Origin of the sequence: Lentzea sp., from assembly GCF_035525475.1 — a bacterium.
GTDB lineage: Bacteria > Actinomycetota > Actinomycetes > Mycobacteriales > Pseudonocardiaceae > Lentzea.
This window is the reverse complement of record NZ_DATLEC010000130.1, coordinates 1-18,543: the sequence shown is the minus strand read 5'-3', so window position 1 is coordinate 18,543 and position 18,543 is coordinate 1. Positions and strand designations below refer to the sequence as shown.

11 protein-coding genes are annotated in these 18,543 nt (G+C 70.3%); 5 read left to right on the top strand and 6 right to left on the bottom strand.

All coding sequences use genetic code 11. The features are described 5' to 3' along the window. Positions 1-18: 18 nt before the first annotated feature. The 4 genes from VM306_RS21815 to VM306_RS21800 all read right to left on the bottom strand — a co-directional run bounded on the left by VM306_RS21815 (position 19) and on the right by VM306_RS21800 (position 9,775). Positions 19-3,375 (bottom strand): ATP-dependent helicase, encoded by a 3,357-nt coding sequence (locus VM306_RS21815; RefSeq protein WP_325517958.1) that lies wholly within the window; start codon positions 3,373-3,375, stop codon positions 19-21. An 87-nt stretch (positions 3,376-3,462) separates the two neighbouring features. Beyond that, entirely contained in the window at positions 3,463-6,600 is a 3,138-nt protein-coding gene (locus VM306_RS21810; RefSeq protein WP_325517956.1) for an ATP-dependent DNA helicase, read from the bottom strand. Positions 6,601-6,741: 141 nt separating this feature from the next. After that, on the bottom strand, positions 6,742-8,856 hold the full coding sequence (locus VM306_RS21805) for a putative bifunctional diguanylate cyclase/phosphodiesterase (RefSeq protein ID WP_325517954.1): 2,115 nt from the start codon (positions 8,854-8,856) through the stop codon (positions 6,742-6,744). 103 nt (positions 8,857-8,959) lie between these two features. Further along, on the bottom strand, positions 8,960-9,775 hold the full coding sequence (locus VM306_RS21800; RefSeq protein WP_325517952.1) for an SAM-dependent methyltransferase: 816 nt from the start codon (positions 9,773-9,775) through the stop codon (positions 8,960-8,962). 160 nt (positions 9,776-9,935) lie between these two features. On the opposite strand from VM306_RS21800, the gene VM306_RS21795 reads away from it, so the two are divergent. Both VM306_RS21795 and VM306_RS21790 read left to right on the top strand, forming a co-directional pair. Then, entirely contained in the window at positions 9,936-11,249 is a 1,314-nt protein-coding gene (locus tag VM306_RS21795; RefSeq protein ID WP_325517950.1) for a cytochrome P450, read from the top strand. A gap of 18 nt (positions 11,250-11,267) precedes the next feature. After that, positions 11,268-12,266: an alpha/beta hydrolase gene (locus VM306_RS21790; RefSeq protein ID WP_325517948.1), complete on the top strand. Its 999-nt coding sequence runs from the start codon at positions 11,268-11,270 to the stop codon at positions 12,264-12,266. A 13-nt stretch (positions 12,267-12,279) separates the two neighbouring features. On the opposite strand, the gene VM306_RS21785 is transcribed toward VM306_RS21790, so the two are convergent. Beyond that, on the bottom strand, positions 12,280-14,292 hold the full coding sequence (locus tag VM306_RS21785; protein WP_325517946.1) for a putative bifunctional diguanylate cyclase/phosphodiesterase: 2,013 nt from the start codon (positions 14,290-14,292) through the stop codon (positions 12,280-12,282). 174 nt (positions 14,293-14,466) lie between these two features. Continuing rightward, positions 14,467-15,285 (bottom strand): SAM-dependent methyltransferase, encoded by an 819-nt coding sequence (locus VM306_RS21780; RefSeq protein WP_325517944.1) that lies wholly within the window; start codon positions 15,283-15,285, stop codon positions 14,467-14,469. 178 nt (positions 15,286-15,463) lie between these two features. On the opposite strand from VM306_RS21780, the gene VM306_RS21775 reads away from it, so the two are divergent. Genes VM306_RS21775 through VM306_RS21765 form a run of 3 tightly spaced genes read left to right on the top strand, consistent with a single transcriptional unit; the run spans position 15,464 to position 18,118 of the window. After that, positions 15,464-16,774, top strand: coding sequence for a cytochrome P450 (locus VM306_RS21775; RefSeq protein WP_325517942.1), 1,311 nt, complete (start codon positions 15,464-15,466; stop codon positions 16,772-16,774). Between the two features lie 17 nt (positions 16,775-16,791). Continuing rightward, a complete protein-coding gene (locus VM306_RS21770) occupies positions 16,792-17,781 on the top strand; it encodes an alpha/beta hydrolase (protein ID WP_325517940.1) in 990 nt (329 codons plus the stop codon). A gap of 13 nt (positions 17,782-17,794) precedes the next feature. Continuing rightward, positions 17,795-18,118, top strand: a complete 324-nt coding sequence (locus VM306_RS21765; protein WP_325517938.1) for an MGMT family protein — start codon at positions 17,795-17,797, stop codon at positions 18,116-18,118. Positions 18,119-18,543 lie beyond the last annotated feature (425 nt).

Genomic DNA, 18,543 nt, shown 5'->3' with positions numbered 1-18,543 from the left:
CCTGTGGACAACTCGCGATCATGACCCGACCGACCGGATCAGGTCCTTCAGCCCCTGCTCGTCCAGCAGGTCCGCCGGCCGCACGGTGTGGTCGTGCCGCACGTAGTGGAAAGCCGCCCGCACCCGCTCCAGCGGCTCCCCCACCAAAGCCGCCCAAGCCAGCCGATAAGCGGCCAGCTGCACCGACAAAGCGGGCAGAGCCGACGGCTCCGGCACGGCGCCCGTCTTCCAGTCCACGACGGTCCAGCCGTCGGGGTCCTGGTAGACCGCGTCCATGCGGCCGCGGACCGAGATGCCGTCGAACTCCGCCTCGAACGGCACCTCCACGTCATGCGGGGTGCGGTTGGCCCAGGTGCTGGACAGGAACGCCTCCTTCAGGCCTTCCAGGTCGGTGTCCGGGGCCGCGTCGGCGTCGCCTGCTCCGGGGAGGTCGTCCAGGTCCAGGAGTCTTGCGGCGCCGAAGCGGTTTTCCAGCCAGGTGTGGAAGGCCGTGCCCCTGCGGGCCAGCGGGTTGGGTGGGAACGGGAGGGGGCGGCGCAGGCGGCGGGCCAGCAGGTCCGGGTCCTTGGCCAGCTCCACCAGTTGTGACACCGAGAGGTGGTCGGGCAGGGAGACCTGTTCGCGGCGGTTCTGGGACGCCGCTCGTTCTGCCAGCAGGACATCCACGTCGCGGGCCCAGCCTTCCGGGTCGTCCTCCGGCATTTCCGGGTCGTCCGGGACCACGTCGTCGGGCAGGGGTTCCGGTTCCGGCGGGAAGTCGTCGTCCGGGGGTTCGTCCGTGGGGGGTGGGTAGTCGTCCACCAGTTCCGCGGCGGGCTCTTCCTCGAAGATCAGCGGTAGTGGTTCGGGCGGGGTGTCGCGCAACGAGTCCAGCGCTGAGAGCACCAGTTGGGCGCCTTCGACGACGGCGTCGCGGCGTTTGCTCAGCGGGTCGGCCGGCCATTGGGACGACTTGACGTCTTCCGCGAGCGGGTTCGGGGTGTCCGGGTCGGGTTCTCCGGCCCAGACGGAGATGTCGCCCGGCGCGGGGTCGCGTCGCAGGACCTCGTGCATCTCGCGGAGGAACACCGACGGGCCCTTGGGCTTCTCGCCGGCCTCCGCCCACCAGTGGCCCGACATGAGCAGGCTGTGCTCGGCTCGGGTCACGCCCACGTAGAACAGGCGGCGTTCTTCGACCAGGCGGCGGTCTTCGAACTCCTCGGCGTGGAGGGTGAGGGCTTCGTCGACCTCCTTGCGGTTGAAGCCGGCGGACAGCTTCAGGGCGGGCAGGTCGGCCGCGTCTCCTCGCAGGGGGGCCGGGAGCTCCGTCACGGACTTGAGCCAGCACGAGGACTTCTTGCGGCCGGGGAACACGTCGCGGACCAGGTGCGGCAGCGCGACGATGTGCCATTCCAGGCCCTTGGCGGAGTGGACGGTCAGGATCTGCACGCGGTCTTCCGACACCTCGACCTCGCCGGGTTCGAGGCCGTCCTCCGCGTGTTCGGCGGTGTAGAGGTAGTCGAGCAACGAGGGCAGCGTCGCGGACGGCGAGGCGGCGGCGAAGTCCATGACCACGTCGGAGAAGGCGTCGAGGTGGGCTCGGCCGACCATGCCGGGGCGGGACATCGACTCGATGTCGAGCAGCAGGGTGCGTTCGACGTCAGCGACGAGTTCGGGCAGCGGCTGGTCGAGTCTGCGCCGCAGCGCGGCGAGCTCGCCGCCCAGGCGCCGGATTCGGCGGTAGCCGTCGGTGGAGTAGGCGTCGGGGTCGCCTGGGTCGTCCAGCGCGTCCGCCAGGCCCGCCTGTTCGGCGTGTTCGCCGGGCAGTGCGTCCGCCAGCACCAGGAGTGGATCGTCCACAACGGACTGTCGTGGTGCGACACCGGCCAGTTCCCTGGCGCGGGACCACAGAGCGGCCAGGTCGACGGCGGCCAGCCGCCAGCGCGATCCGGTCAGCAGGCGCGCGGCGGCGGTTCCTGCCAGCGGGTCGACGAGGACGCGCAGCGCGGACACCAGGTCGCGGACCTCGGGTTCGTCCAGCAGGCCGCCCAGGCCGACGACCTCGACGGGCAGTCCTCGTTCGCGCAGTGCCGAGGCGATGGCGGCCATGTCGGAACGGCGGCGCACCAGCACGGCGGCGGTCGGGGGCACGCCCTCGGCGTCGAGGTGGGCTTCCCACTGCGCCGCGACGTTGTCCGCCAGCCAGTCGAGCTCCTGCCGGATGTCCTCGTGCAACGCCAGGCGCACGTCGCCCGGTCCGGCGCCGGGGCGGGCGCGCAGCTCGTCGACGTCGAGGCCTGCCTCGCGCAACGGCAACGACACGGCGTTCGCCAGTTCGAGGACTTCTGGCGGGTTGCGGAAGCTGGTCAGCAGCCCGTACTTCCTGGCGGGCGGGAAGTCGTCGACGAAGCGCGGCAGGTTGGCCGCGGACGCGCCGCGCCAGCCGTAGATCGCCTGTGCCGGGTCGCCCACCGACGTCACCGGCATCGGGGCGCCGAGGCCGAACAACGACCGCAGCAGCACGCGTTGGGCGTGGCCGGTGTCCTGGTACTCGTCGAGCAGCACGGCGCCGTACCGCTCGCGTTCGCCGGTGGACACCTCTTCGAACCCGGCGAGCTGCGCCGCCAGGGACATCTGGTCCGCGAAGTCGAGTGCGGCCTCCTTGCGCTTGCGCTGCTGGTACGCGTCCAGAAGGGGCAGCAACGCGATCCGCAACCGTTGTGCCGCAACGATTTCACGAAGCTTCTCCGGCAACGCGTCCCGCTGCCGGGGCGTCTTGGGGGCGTTTTCGACCAGCGCGCAGAACTCGCGGGCGTGCGCCTCCAGCTGGTCCGGTGTCACCAGGTGCTCGCCCAGCTTCCCGGCCAGGGACAGCAGGTAGCCGGTGATCGTCGCCGGCACCTTGTCGGTGTCGAGGTCGCGCGTCCACGTCGAGACGACCCGGTGCGCGAGCTGCCACGACGCCGTCCCGGTCAGCAGCCGCACGCCCGGCTCGACAGGCAGCCGCAGGCCGTGCTCGGTGACCAGCCGGCCGGCGTAGGCGTGGTAGGTGAGCACCACGGGTTCGCCGGTCAGCACGGACATCTTGCGTTCGCCGCTCGGGTCCAGCTCGTCGAGCAGCGACGACCCCGCCAGCCTGCGCAGTCGGGCGCGCACGCGATCGGCGAGCTGGCGGGCGGCCTTGCGCGTGAACGTCAGGCCGAGCACGCGGTCGGGTTGCACGAGGCCGTTGGCGACCAGCCACACGACGCGGGCGGCCATGGTCTCGGTCTTGCCCGCGCCCGCGCCCGCCACGACCAGCGCGGGCTGCGCGGGTGCGGCGATGACCTCGGCCTGCTCGGGTGTGGGTTTGTTCAGCCCGAGCGCCTCAGCGATCTCGAACGGGCTGACGGTCACCTGTACATCTTCCTATCCGGGCCTCGCGGGCCCGCACCACCCGGGCTGATGGGTTCCGATGCGCGAAACGCGCAGGTCAACGGGCACCTACTCGCTCACCTGCCGCCCGGACGGGTGGACGGGGCAGGTCGTGCGGGCGGGGCACCGGTCGCAGTCGGCGTTCTCGCGCGCCGTGTACTGCGGGCCGAGCACCGACTCGGCGGCGCCCTGGACCACCTCGAGCCACGCGCGGACGCCCTGCTCGTCCAGCGGTGCCTGGGTGCGTTCGACGGCTCCTGTCTTCTTGTCCTCCTTCGCGACGTACAACAACCGGGCGCCGCCCGGCTCTGTTCCCAGCCCGATGTGCGTGAAGCCGCCCAGGGAGGACGCCAGCTGGTAGACGGCCAGCTGCGGGTGCTCCTGCGACGCCTCGCGCGACACCGGGTTCTTGCCGGTCTTGAGGTCGATGACGACGGGGCGGCCGTCCTCGTCGTGTTCGAGGCGGTCGACCCGGCCGCGCACCTGCAGCCACGGGCCGCCGTCGCGCTTCGGGACCTCGACGACCATCTCCTCCTCGACGGCGACCTGCGTGAGCTGGCTGCGGCTCATGGTCAGCCAGGCGAGGAACGTGTCGAGCATCTTCTCCACGCGCTGGCGTTCGCGGCGGGAGAACCACGGCGCGCCCGCGTCGACGGCGGCCCACGCCTCGTCGAGCTTCACGCGCAACGCGGCGGCGTCCGCGCCCGAAGCCGCCGCCTGCGCCAGTGCGTGGACCAGCGTGCCGGTCACCGAGGCCAGCTCGGCCGGGTCCTGGCCGCCGTGCCGCTCGACCACCCAGCGCAGCGGGCACTTGGTGATCACCTCGATCGTCGACGGCGTGACGCTGACCTTCTGGTCTTCCGTCCACAGTGGAGCGTCGACCGACACGTCGGCCAAGCCGTACCAGGACTCCGGGTGCGCGCCGGGCACACCGGCCTCGGCGAGCCGGGCCAGCTGAGCGGCCGCACGCGACCGCCGGTCGGGGGTCTCCGAGTCCGAGCACACGACACGGCGCAGCTCGCCGACCAGCTCGCCCAGCACCAGACCGCGCTGGGGCCGGTGCAGCTTCCGCTCGTCCTCGGCGGAGGACTCGATCTCGTCGAGGAACCGCGACGGCTGCTCGTCCTCGCCCCGCACGGCGCTGATCAGCAGCTTCGACCGGGCGCGGGAGGCGGCGACCAGCAGCAGGCGGCGTTCCTCCGCCAGGATCGGCGCCACGGCCGACACCGACGGTTCCATCCCGGCCAGCACGTCCACCATGCGTTCGACGCCCAGCACCGTGCCGCGCAGCCGCAGGTCGGGCCAGCTGCCCTCCTGCACGCCGGGCACCGCGACGACCTCCCACTCCCGGCCGGCCGCCGAGTGCGCCGTCAGCACCGACACCGCCTCACCGGTGGGGGCCGAGGCGGCCAGGGTGTCGCCGACGATCCGTTGCGACTCCAGGTAGTCGGCGAACCCGGCCACGCCGGAGCCCGGCAGCCGGTCGACGTACTTCGCCGCCGCCTCGAACAGCGCCACGATCGCGTCGAGGTCGCGGTCGGCCTGCATGCCCGGCACGCCGCGCCGCGCCGACTGCGCCACCCACCTGTCCTGCAGGCCGGACGCCGTCCACAGGTCCCACAGCACGACCTCGACGGACTTCCCGGCCGCGATCGCCTTGCGCGCCAGGGACACCAGGTGCGCGATCCGCCGCGCCGGCAGGGACTCCGCGTCCTCCAGGGCGGCCAGCCGGTCCGGGTCCTCCACGACGTCGACGAGCAGCTCGCCGCTCGGCCTGTCGCCGCCCGCGGCCATCTCCAGGCGCCGCAGGCCGCGCCGCAGCCGCCGCAGCGCCAACGGGTCCGCGCCGCCGTAGGACGACGACAGCAGCATCGCCGCCGTGTCCTCGTCCAACGACCCCGGCGACGCGGCCGCGCGCAGGAGAGCCAGCAGGGGACGCACGGAAGGCTGCTGCGCCAACGGCAGCTCCTCCGACGCCACCGCCACCGGCACACCGGCGGCGAGCAAGGCCCGTTGCAGCACCGGCAACGACAACGTCGCCGACCGCACCACGACGGCCATCTGCGACCACGGCACCTCGTCGGCCAGGTGCGAGCGGCGCAGCTGGTCGGCCACCCACGTCGCCTCCTGCGCGGACGACGCGAGCAGCCGCACCTGCACGGACCCCTCGCCCTCGACCGGCAGCACGGAACGGGCGGGAGAGGCACCCGGCAGACGGGCCGCCAGCCGCGCCACCGCGTCGCGGATCTCGGGCGTCATCCGGTGCGACTGCCTCAGCACGACGGTCTCGCCGGCGACCTCGCGGAGGATGTCCGGATCGGCGCCGCGGAACGTGAAGATCGCCTGGTCGGGATCACCGGCCAGCACGAACCGCGACGCGGCCGACCCCAGCGACTTGACCAGCGAGTACTGCATCGGGTCGAGGTGCTGCGCGTCGTCGACGAACAGGTACCGCACGCGACGCCGTTCGCCGGACAGCAGCTCCTCGTCGTTGACGAACGCCGCGTAGGCCGACGACACCAGCTCCGCCGCGTCGTAGGCGGGCGCGTACGACGTCGCCGAGTCCATGCCGGACAACAGGTTCACGGCCTCGTACTGCGCCCCGAACCGGCCGGCCGCCACCCACTCGTCCCGCCCGTGCTCCTCGCCGAGCTCGATCAGGTCCTCGGGCCCGAGACCGCGTTCGGCGGCCCGCAGCAGCAGGTCGCGCAGCTCGTGCGCGAACCCCGGCAGCTCCAGAGCCGGGCGCAGCCGCTCCGGCCACTTCAGCGCGCCCGACTCGACGTCGCCGGCGAGCAGTTCGCGGACCATCGCGTCCTGGTCGGGCCCGGACAGCAGGCGTGGCGGCGGTTCGCCGAGCAGCACGGACTGGTTGCGCAGCACAGCGAACGCGTAGGAGTGCACGGTGCGCACCAACGGCTCGCGTATCGCCGACAGGTGGCCGGTCAGCAACCGCGTGATGTGCGCGCGCAACGCCACGGACGCACGCCTGTTCGCGGTGAGGACCAGCACGTTCTCCGGGTCGGCGCCCTGTTCCAGCACGACGTGCGCGGCCAGTTCGGCGAGCAGCGTCGTCTTGCCGGTGCCGGGACCGCCCAGCACCCGCAGGAAGCCCTCGTGCGCGAAGACCCGCTGGGCAGCGGAGTCCCACCGGGGACGCGGGCGCGTCTCCGGCTTCCTGCGGACCAGCTGGGGTGGAAGTGCCACGACTCGATTTCACCACGCTGCACCGACAAGATCAGCGACGTCCGCCGGACGGAGCAGCCGCCGTTCCCGGCTACTTTCTTCCCGGAGACCGGCGGGCCAGTCCTTTTGCGACCCAACTGTGATCCCGGTCACCTACGAGGATCACGGGAGGGGCAGGTCCTGCAGGAACTCCCCCGGCGTGCCGGCCGCGCCGAAGTGGTCGCCGGTGCCGAAGTCCGCACCCGCGTCACACCACCAGCGGGCGTGCTCCTCGCTCGAGATCCCGTCGACCGCGACCGTCACGCCCGCGTCGTGCATCAACGGCAGCAACGCCGTCACGTACGGGGACCGGCGCTCGACCAGCGGTGGCGCCACCCGCACCGACCTCACCGGCAGCTCCGACACCGCGGCGGGGTCGAGCGGGCCGAGCCCGAAGTCGTCGAGGCCCATGTGGACGCCCATGCCCGCGAGCGTCGTGAGGTTGTCGGCCGCGTCCGTCAGCGGCAGCACCTCGGCGGACATGCTGAGCGCGAGGCGCCCCGGCTCCAGCCCGGTCTCCTCCAGCACCCGCACCACGCGCGACACCAGGTCCGCGTCCGTCGACTGGTGCGGGGTGAGCCGCACGACCAGCGCCCTGTCGAACTGCCCGCGCTGCCGCCACCACGACGACTGACCGGCCCCGACCTTCATCAGCCACTCGCCGAGCGGCAGGACCAGCCCCGTCGCCTCCGCGAGCCCCGCGCACCGGTCGTGGTCGAGCACGCCGAGCTCCGGCCGGTCCCAGTGCAGCAACGCCTCGACGCCGCCGACCTCGCCGTCGGCCAGCCGCACGAGCGGCCGGTACCGCACGGTGATCTCGCCGTTCTCCCACGCCTCCGGCATGGTCACGGCCAGCAGGTGGTCGCGCCGGTCCTCGGCGTCCTGGGCGGAGTGGAACACCTCCCACTGGCCGCGCCGGCGCACCTTGGCCCTGCGCAACGCCGTGTCCGCCGCGCGCAGCAGGTCGACCGGTTCCGCGTCGCCGCCCGGCCGGTGCACCACGCCCGCGCTCATCGACACCGCGAGCCCGCGACCGTCCACATAGGTCGGTTCGAGCAGGTCGTCGTTGATGCTCTTCATGATCGCGCCGATGGTCGGCGTCGTCGCCGTGTTCTCGATGAGGACGCCGAACTCGTCGCCGTCGAAGCGGGCGATCATGGCCTTCTCGCCGGCCAGCAGCAGCCGCAGCTGTTGAGCGACGTGCTGCAGCAACCGCTCGGCGATCCGGCCGCCGAAGCTGGTGGACACCATGCCGAACGCGTCGATGTCCAGGTGCAGGATCGTGATGCCGTGCTCGGGATCGGCCTTGCGCAGCGCGGTCTCCAGCTGCGTGGTGAAGAACTGGCGGTTCGGCAGCCCGGTCAGCACGTCGTGCAGCGACTGGCGCTGGAGCTCGTTCTGCAGCAGCTCCAGCTCGGTGCCGTCCTCGACGACCACGACGAAGTGGCTGCGCTCGTCGTCCGCACCGCGCAGCAACGACACCGTCAGCGCGAGCCGCGCCGGTTCGCCGTCGACGCGCAGCATCCGCTGGGCCTGCCGCACGCGCTGCGCGGTGCCCTCGACCAGCTCGGCCAGCGCCGCCCGCAGCATCTCGACGAACCCCGGCGCGACGAGGTCGAACAACGACATGCCGGCGAGCTCGTCGGTGGTGTACCCGAGGATCTCGCCGATGGCGGCGTTCGCCCTGAGCAGCCGTCCTTCGAGGTCGACGATCATCACGCCGTTGCTGGACGACGTGACGACCTCGTTGTAGCGGGCCTCGCTCTCCCTGAGGTTCCAGTTGGCGTCGCGCACCGCCTTGAGCAACGACCGCTGCATGCTCTCCTGCTGGGCGAGCACGGACTCGGTGTTGGCCGTGGTGAACCCGGTGCCGATGGCGCCGATCGCGAGCGCGATCCGTTCCGCGTAGCGCTCGACCGGCTGGAACTCCGGCAGTGCGAGCAGTCCCTTGCCGAGCACCTCGGCGGTGACGCGCATCCCCTGCCGCCCGAGGTGGCCGAGACCCGCCAGCTCGGCGCCGATCTGCTCGACCGCGGTGGTGCCGGGCTTCTCCTCGTGCAGCAGCGCGCACAACGCGTCCAGCCGACCGCTCAGTTCCCGGTCGAGGCCTTCGCGGCCCAGCGGAATCGAGACTGTGCCGAGCAGGAGGTACGACCATTTGCGCGCAAGGGTCAGCCGCGCCCTGGCAATGTCCTCCGGCGAGGGCGTGACGTCAGGTATCCGACTCGGGTTGGACATTCGGGAATGCCTCGCATTGGCTCTGAGGTCCCGGAAGTTTACTCACGCACCATACGCCCCACCTCAACCGGTAGCGTGAATCACCGTCACTCGATCGAAATTTCTATGACTTGCGGCCGACACCGGCGAACGCGATCCGGTTCACCGCCGGATCATCGGAGATGTCGGCGGGTCCCGAAGGTCGCCACTCGACGTACTTGACCAATCCGGGTTCCACCAGCTCGAAATCGCCGAAGAAGGACTCGATCTCGTCGCGGTCGCGATAGGTGACGTCACCGCCGCCCGCCTTGCTCATCCTGTCGGTCACGGCCCTGGCCTCGTCGTTGACGTGGTCGCCCGCCATGTGCGAGATCGCGAGGTAGCTCCCGCTGGGCAGGGCCTCGCGGTAGCGCTTCATCAGGCCCTGCGGGTCCGCTTCGGCCGGCACCCAGTGCAGCATGAACAGCAGCAGCACGCCGACGGGCCGGTCGAAGTCGACCAGGCGGCCGACCTCGCTGCTCCCGAGGATGCTCTCCGGGTCCCGCATGTCGGCCTGCAGCACGCCGACACGGCTGTTACCTGCGACGATCAGCTCGCCGTGCGCGACGGCCACGGGGTCGCGGTCCACGTACACGACCCGGCAGTCGGGCGCCACCTCCTGCGCCACCTCGTGCACGTTGGCCACGGTCGGGATGCCCGAGCCGATGTCCAGGAACTGGCGCACGCCCTGCTCGGTCATGAAGCGCACCGCCCGGCGCAGGAACGCCCGGTTGAGCCTGGCGGCGTTGCGGGAGTTCGGCATCATCTGCTCGGCCCTGTCGCCCATCAGACGGTCGACCGCGAAGTTGTGCGCGCCGCCGAGCAGGTAGTCGTACACCCGTGCCGCGCTGGGCACGGAGACGTCCACGCTCTGTGGGACCCAGTTCTGCTCGCCGGCCACGCGACCACCTCTTCAGATTGCGGACGCACAAGCTTAGTCATGCACAAAGCGCGCACGATTAGGCCACACGTGTGAACACACGCCACCCGATCGGCCACTGTCACCTGAACCGAACGACTCCTATGGTTGTCCACCTCTTTCCCCGCTACGAGGAGCGATGATGGCCGTCCCGGTGGCACCCGGCAGGCTGCCATTTCTCGGGCACACGTTGTCGATGCTAAGGAAGAGATTCGAGTTCACCGCGAATTTGCGACGCCAGGGCGATCTCGTCGAAGTCGACCTGGGACCTTTGCGCGCTTTCTTCGTCACCAGCCCCCGGTTGACGCACCAGGTGCTGGTCACCGACGCGCCGAAGTTCCACAAAGGCCGGATGTACGACAAGTTCCGCCCGTTCGTCGGCAACGGGCTCGCGGTGTCGAGCGGGGCCTTCCACCTGCGTCAGCGCCGGATGGTGCAGCCGGCGTTCCACCGCGACCGGAGCACCGCGTACGCGGAGATCATGGTCCGCGCGGCGCACGACCTGCTGGAGAGCTGGCGGCCGGGCGAGGTGCGGCAGCTGGAGGCCGACATGCAGGGCCTCGCCGTCACGATCGTCGGTGAGGCGCTGTTCTCCACCGAGATCGGCAGGCGCGCGATCGACGAGTCACGCCGGTCCGTCTTCGTGATCATCAGGAACGGCATCGTGCGCGCGCTCTCGCCGGGGTTCGTCGAGAAGCTGCCCATCCCGGCGAACCGGGAGTTCGACGAGGCCATCGCGCGGATGCGCGCGATAGTGCGGGAGGTCATCGCCAGCCGGCGCGACGACGACACCGACCACGGCGACCTGCTGTCGACGCTGCTGGCGGCCAGGGACCCCGAGAGCGGCGAGCCGATGACAGAGGACGAGGTCTTCGACGAGGTCATCACGTTACTCACCGCGGGAATCGAGACCACCGCGCTGGCACTCGCCTGGATCTTCCACGAGATCGCCGCCAACCCCGTGGTCGAACGACGGGTGCTGGCGGAGGTCGACCAGGTGCTGGGCGGGCGCCGGGTGACCGTCGCCGACGTACCCCGGTTGACCTACCTCGGCCAGGTGACGAACGAGGTCCTGCGGAAGTACCCGCTCTGGCTCGTCATGCGCCGCACCGCCGAGGAGGTCGAGCTCGGCGGCGCCCGCCTCGCGCCGGGCACCGAGGTGATCCTCAGCCCGCACACGATGCACCACGACCCGGCGCACTTCCCGGACCCCGAGCGCTTCGACCCCGACCGCTGGACGCCCGACCGCGTGAAGCTGCTGCCGAAGGGCGCGTTCGTCCCGTTCGGCGGCGGCATCCACCAGTGCGTCGGAAACCACTTCGCGCTGACCGAGATCGCCATCGTGGCGGCGACGGTCCTCTCGCGCTACCGGCTGGTCCCCGACCGGCCCGTGCGCACCCGGTTCACCAACGCGGCCTACCCCGGCGACCTGATGATGAAGGTCGTCCCCCGTTAGCTGGAGGTTGTTTCCCTCATGCGTTTCCGTCGGCTCTGCGCCGCCGTGCTGCTCGCCGCCCTCCTACCGGTACCCGCGCCCGCGAGCGCCGCCCAGACCACCTGCGAGGACGTGCACACGTCCGTCCAGTTCGGACTGATCAGGCAGACGATGTACGGAAGGCTGTGCGTCCCGCGGGGCGCCACGACCGTCCAGGTGCTCGTCCCCGGTGGCACGTACACCAGCGGGTACTGGGACATCCCCGTGGAAGGCCAGAAGCGTTCCGTCACGCGCGCGATGAACAGCGCGGGCATCGCCACCATGGCGGTGGACCGGATCGGTTCCGGCAGGAGCAGCAAACCGCTCAGCATCCTGGTCGACGTCCCCAACCAGGCCGAGGCGGTGCACCAGGTGGTCCAGAACCTGCGCCCGCGGTTCTCCAAGGTGCTGGTGGGCGGGCACTCCATCGGTTCCGCCATCGCGATGGCGGAGGCGGGCAGGTACCGCGACGTCGACGGCGTGCTGGTCACCGGCATGACGCACCAGTGGGACTACATCAGGGCCGTGCCCGCGCTGACCAACCTGGTCCCCGCCCTGCTCGACCCGAAGCTGAGCCTGCGCGGCCTCGACGTCGGCTACCTGACCACGGCACCGGGGACCCGCTACACCATGTTCCACGCGCCGGGCCCGAACGTCCCGGCCGTGATCGACCTCGACGAGTCCACGAAGGACGTCGTCTCGGCCGGCGAGTTCGTCACCACCGCGCTGATGTCCAACCTCGTGCTGCCCGTCAGCGCCGCCATCACCGCGCCGGTCATGACCGTCCAGACCTCGGCCGACTACTTCTGCGGCACCCCGCCGCTCGGCGCCGACTGCTCGTCGGCGCAGGCGCTCGTCAGGTCCGAGAGGCCGTTCTACCCGCGGGCGCCGCGGCTGGACGGCTTCGTCGTCAACGGGTACGGGCACGTCTTCAACTTCGACACCAAGAAGGCTGACAGCTACCACGCGGCAGTCGTCGCGTGGCAGCGCGGCATTTGAGGCAGGGCGGCGTCTAAAGCAGGTTCTTCAGCACGTCGCCCGCGTTCTCGGGCGAACCGAAGCGGGCGCCCATCGCGAGGTCCGCGCCCGCTTCCGCCCACCACTGCGCCTGCTCGTCGGTCTCGACTCCGTCGACGCACAGGGCCACGCCCAGGTCGTGCACGGCCGGGATCAGGGCGGCGGAACGGAGGTCCTGACGCCGCACCAGGTCCTTCGGCACGAGCACGGACACCACCGGCAGCTCCGTGAGCCAGCCGAGGTCCCGCGGCCCGAGGCCGAAGTCGTCCAGCGCGATCCTGATCCCCATGCCCGCCAACGCGCTCAGGTTCTCCGACGCGCCGGACACGCCCAGCACGCCGACGGGCATGCTCAGCGTCAGCCGCTCCGGCGGCAGCCCGGTCTCCTCGACCACCTTGGCCACGCGGGACACCAGGGCGGCGTCGGTCGACTGGTGCCGGGTGAGGCGGACGCCGAACTGGGCGTCGAGCTCGCCCCGCTGACGCCACCACTGGGCCTGGCCCGCGGCGATCCTGATGAGCCACTCGCCCATCGGCAGGATCAGGCCCGTCGAGTCGGCGAGCGCGGCGCACCGGTCGGAGAGGTCCCAGTGCAGCACGGCCTCGACGCCCGCCAGCTCACCGGTCGCGAGCACGCGGACCGGCTGGTAGCAGACGCCGACGTCGCCCTGCTCCCACGCTCCCGGCATGACGACGGCGAGTGCCGCGTCGCGCCGGTCCGCGGTGCTCTTGTTGCCGTGGAACAACTCCCACTGGCCGCGCTGGTCCTTCTTGGCCTGCCGCAACGCCAGGTCGGCCATGCGCAGCAGTTCCGTGGGATCGACGTCGGGTGACGGCCGGTCGACCACGCCGGCGCTCACCGAGACGGCGAGGCCGTGGTCGTCGACGAAGACCGGTTCCGCCAGGTCGGCGTTGATGGCGTTCATGATCGTCGCGATGTCCGGTGTGGTGGCGGAGTTCTCGACGACGATGCCGAACTCGTCGCCGTCGAACCGCGCGACCATCGCCTGCTCGCGGGACATCAGCGCCCGCAGCCTGCGAGCCACGTGCTGCAGCAGCTTCTCGCCCACGCGGCCGCCGAGGCTGTTGCACACCAGGCCGAACGCGTCGAGGTCGAGGTGGAACACCGTGACGCCCAGGTCGGGATCGGCGCGGCGCAGCACGGTCTCCAGGTGGGTGGTGAAGAACTGCCTGTTGGGCAGGCCCGTCAGCACGTCGTGCAGCGACTGCCTGCGCAGTTCTCCTTGCAGGAGCGCGAGTTCCGTGTCGTCGTCGGCGACCACCAGCACGTGGCTCGGCTTGCCGTCGCCGTCGCGCAGCAGTGACGCCGTCAGCGTGACCTTGGCCAGGTCGTCCTCGCCGCGCAGCAGGTGCATCGGTTCGCGCTCGAAGTCGTCGCGTTCGGCGAGGACCTTCTCCATCATCTCGCGGAACACGACGATCGAGCCGGGCGCGAGGAGCTCCATGACCCGCGTGCCCTGCTCCGGGGTGTGGCCGAGGATCTCGCCGATGGCGTCGTTGGCCCACACCACCTTCCCGTCGAGGCCGACGATCAGGATGCCGTTCGTCGACGAGGTGGCGATGCCCTCGAACTTGGCCTCGCTCTGCCGCCGGTCGCGTTGCGCGTCGTGGGCGGCCTTGAGCAACGACCGCTGCATGCTCTCCTGCTGGTCCAGGATGGAACGTGCGCGTGCCGCGCTGAAGCCGCACGCCAGCGCACCGATCCCGCCGACGACACGCACCGTGAACTGGTCGACGTGGCGGAACTCCTCGAGTGCCGGCAAGCCCTTGCCGAGCACGTCGACCGTGCGTCTGAGCCCCGGTTCGTTGACGTAACCGAGAGCGACGAGCCGCTCGCCCACCTCCTCGAACGGGGCAGGGTCGAACGGCTCGTGGTGCAGTGCCGCGCACAACGCGTCGAGCTGATCGCCCAGTTCGGCGTTCAGCTCATCTCTGCTCAGCGCGACCACCACGACGCTGCTGAGCAGGTAGCTCCACTTGCGCGCCAAGGCTTCTCGCGCACGGACGGCGGCTACGCCCTGAGGTGGAGCGGCATCGGGCCTTCGGCTTGGATTCGTCATTCCCGTTGCCCTGCATGGGTTGAAGAGTGTCCGGAAGTTTACCTACCGGCAGTCGGCATCCATTGCGCCAACAGTGTGATGCTCAGACACTACAGTGTGGTTTCAGTCCTTACGACCGACGCCAGCGTACAAGAACATGTTCATGGACGCCTCGTCGGCGAAGTCACCTGGCCCGTCCGGCCGCCACTCACCGCAGCCGACGAGGCCGGGCTCCACCAGCTCGAACCCGTCGAACAACGCGCTGACCTGGTCGTGCGTGCGCATGTGCATCCGGTCCGCGCTCCTGCTGCTGTTCACCACCGCCGCGGCCCGGTCGACCTTCTCGTCGATCTGGTCCTTGGCGACGTGGGTCATCACGATGAAGCTGCCGGCGGGCAACGCGTCCCGGTAGCTCGCGACGAGCTCGACCGGGTCGTCCTCGTCCGGCACCCAGTGCAGCATGAGCAGCATCAGCAACCCGATCGGCTCGTCGAACCGCAGCAGCCGCTTGACCTCGGCACTCGACAGCACGGAGTCCGGTTCGCGCATGTCGGCGTGCACGATGGTGGCGTTGTCGTTGTCAGCCAACAACAATCGGCTGTGCGCGACGGCGACGGGGTCCTTGTCGACGTAGACGACACGGGCGCCGGGGTCGCGTTCCTGCGCCACCTCGTGCACGTTCGCGACGGTCGGGATGCCGGAACCGATGTCGAGGAACTGGCGGATCCCCTGGTCCATCAGGAAGTTCACCGCGCGGCCGAGGAAGCGGCGGTTGAGCCGCGCGACGCTCGGCAGTCCCGGCACCAGCTTCTCGATCTGGGACCCGACCTGCCGGTCCGCGGCGAAGTTGTGGGCGCCGCCGAGGATGTAGTCGTAGACACGGGCCATGCTCGGCACGTTGGTGTCGATGCCGAGAGGAACCCAGTTCTGGGTGTCTGCCACGGAGAACACCCCTCCGGTTTCGTGGCGGTCGGGAAGACGCACGAGCTTAGTCACCCGAGCGGTGCGCGCACTGCGCCATCAGAGTGATGCGGAACCACCCGTTCAGGCACTGTCATCTTCATCCGAACGGCTCCTAGGGTGGTCCGTCCCCGTTCGGCCCAACTCCCCAGGAGTCCGAATGCCCGTCCCGGTGGCCCCGCGCCGCTGGCCGTTGCTCGGACACACACCGGCGATGCTCCTCCAGCGCGCCCGGTTCACCGACGCGCTGCACGAGCACGGCGACGTCGTGCGTCTCGACCTCGGCCCGTTGCGCGCCCACTTCGTCACCAGTCCTTCGCTGACCTACGAAGTCCTCGTCTCGCAGGGCTCGAAGTTCCGCAAGGGCGCGATGTTCGACAAATTCCAGCCCTACCTGGGCACCGGGCTGCTGCTGTCGAACGGCGGGTACCACCTGCGACAGCGCCGGATGATGCAGCCGGCCTTCCACCGCGAACGGATCGAAGCCTATGCGTCGACAATGGCTCGTGCTGCTTCTTCGCTGGCTGCGCGCTGGCAACCAGGCGAGATCCGCGTCGTCGAGGACGACATGCAGGAACTCGCGGTCACCATCGTCGGCGAGGCGCTCTTCTCGTCGGAGATCGGGAAACGCGCCGTCGAGGAGGTCCGCCGCTCGATCTTCACGGTCATCCAGCAGGGCATGATCCGCGCGCTGACCCCGTCGTTCGTCGAGAAGCTCCCCCTGCGGGGCAACAAGGAGTTCGACGCGGCCATCGCGCGCATGAAAGCCGTTGTGCTGCAGGTGATCGAGAGCTGGCGCGCGGACGGCACCGACCACGGCGACGTCCTCTCCACGCTGTTGCTGGCACAGGAGGACGGCGTCGGCATGACCGACCGGCAGACCTACGACGAGGTCCTGACCCTGCTGACGGCCGGCATCGAGACCACCGCGATCGCACTGGCCTGGGCGTTGTACGAGTTAGGCGACAACCCCGAGATCGAGAAGCGATTACACGCCGAGCTCGACACCGTCCTCGGCGACCGCCCGGTGACGTTCGCCGACATCCCCTCCCTGACTTACACAACGCAGATCGTGCAGGAAACCCTGCGCATGTACCCGATCTGGTTCGTCATGCGCCGAACGCTCGAGGAAGTCCGGCTGGGCGACGTGACGCTCCCCGCGGGCGCCGAGGTGATCGTCAGCCCGCACGCCCTGCACCACGACCCGCGCTACTTCCCGGAACCGCGACGCTTCGCGCCGGAACGCTGGACCCCCGAGTTCCTCTCGACCCTCCCGCGCGGCGCGTACGTCCCGTTCGGCGGCGGCGCCCGCCAATGCCTGGGCAACACCTTCGCCCAGACCGAGATCGTCATCACCCTCGCGACCGTCGCGGCCCGCTGGCGACTCGTCCCCACACGCGCGGCGCGGGTGAAGTTCACGTCCGCCCCGTACCCCCAAGGCCTGTTGATGAAGGCCGTCCCCCGCGACTAGCTGGAGGTAGTACTCCCATGCGTTTCCGCAGGCTCTGCGCCGCGGCCCTGCTCACCACCGCATCGTTGCTGGCCCCCGCACCCGCCTCGGCGGCGGTGACGTGCCAGGACGTCAGCTACCCGGTGCGAATCGGCCTGACCCCGCTGGTGACGACGCAGGAAACGATGGCCGGCAGGCTGTGCGTCCCCGCCAACGCGAAGGCCGTGCAGGTCCTGATCCCGGGCGGCACCTACGACCGCACCTACTGGGACGTGGGCTTCGAGCCGCTGACCCACTCGTTCACCCAGGCCCAGAACAAGGCGGGCTTCGCCACCCTGGCCCTCGACCGCCTCGGCACCGGCAGGAGCTCCAAGCCGCTGAGCGCCCTGGTCACCGCCTCCACCCAGGCCAGCGCGGTCCACCAGGTCATCACGACCCTGAAACCCCGCTTCGCCAAGGTGATCGTCGGCGGCCACTCCATCGGCTCGGCGATGGCCATCATCGAGGCGGCCACCTACGACGACGTGGACGGCGTCCTCGTCACGGGCTTCACGCACAAGATGAACCACCTCACCGTGGTCCCGGTGCTGGCCAACATGGTCCCGGCGGGCCTGGACGTCGGCTACCTCACCACGATGCCGAACACCCGCTACAACTCGTTCCACAAGCCAGGCCCGCTGATCACCGGCGCCATCTCGTTCGACGAGTCCACGAAGGACGTCTTCGCCGTGACGGAAGCGGTCGACACCATCCTCCTGAACACCGTGGTCGTCCCGGTCTCCCGCAAGATCGACGTCCCGGTGATGATCGCCCTCGGCAACGACACCCACTTCTGCGGCGCGGGCATCCCCCTGGAAGGCAGCGACTGCTCCTCCCCCGCAGCCCTGAAGGCCGACGAGGCGCAGTTCTTCCCAGCGGTCCCCCGCCTGAACACCTACATCCTCAACGGCTACGGCCACTCCATCAACTACGCCCCGAACGCCCCCGCCTACCTCACCGCGGTAGCCAACTGGGCAAAGACGATCTAGCTAGACTCGCGGGATGGACGAAGAGATCCACGAGCGGATCCGCGACTGCATCAAGGCCATCCCCCGCGGACGAGTCGCCACCTACGGCGACATCGCGGATCTCGCGAAGGCGCCGTCGCCACGGCTGGTCGGCCGCATCCTCAACGAGGACGGCCACGACCTGCCGTGGCAACGCGTCCTGAAGGCCGACGGCACCTGCGCCCCACACCTGCGCGACACGCAACTCCAACTCCTCCACGAGGAGGGCGTCCCGAACCTGGACGGCAAGGTGAACCTGCGCGAGTACCGCTGGGAGGACGCGCGCAAGCCGGAGGAGGAAGTGCCCGGCCTCTGGTGAGACCCGCCTCGGGTGGGGCGGGCCGACGGTGAGCAGGGCCGACGCGGCGGTGGCACGCTGACGCAGGGGTCCCCTTGCGTTGTGGCTCCCCCGCGACCCAACGTACTCAGTGGGTCTGACACTCCGGCCGCGCTGGAAATGCCCAGGTGCGGTGAGGCGCGGAAATGCCCAGGTGCGAACCAGCGCTGGAAACGCCCAGGCGAGGTACCTGCTGGAAATAACCCACGCCCGGTACCTACTGCCCGACACCCTCGATGGCGATGCGAAGCGAGCCGTCTTCCCGATGAACCGCCGAAAAGCGGTGTACCCCAACGCTGTGCGATTGGGGCTTGACTTTGGGTGCGAGGTGCTACCTTGCCGGGATCGGGCGGGCGCGGAGCGTCCGCCCTTTTCCGCCCGATGAAGCGCCTCGCAAGGGCCCCGAA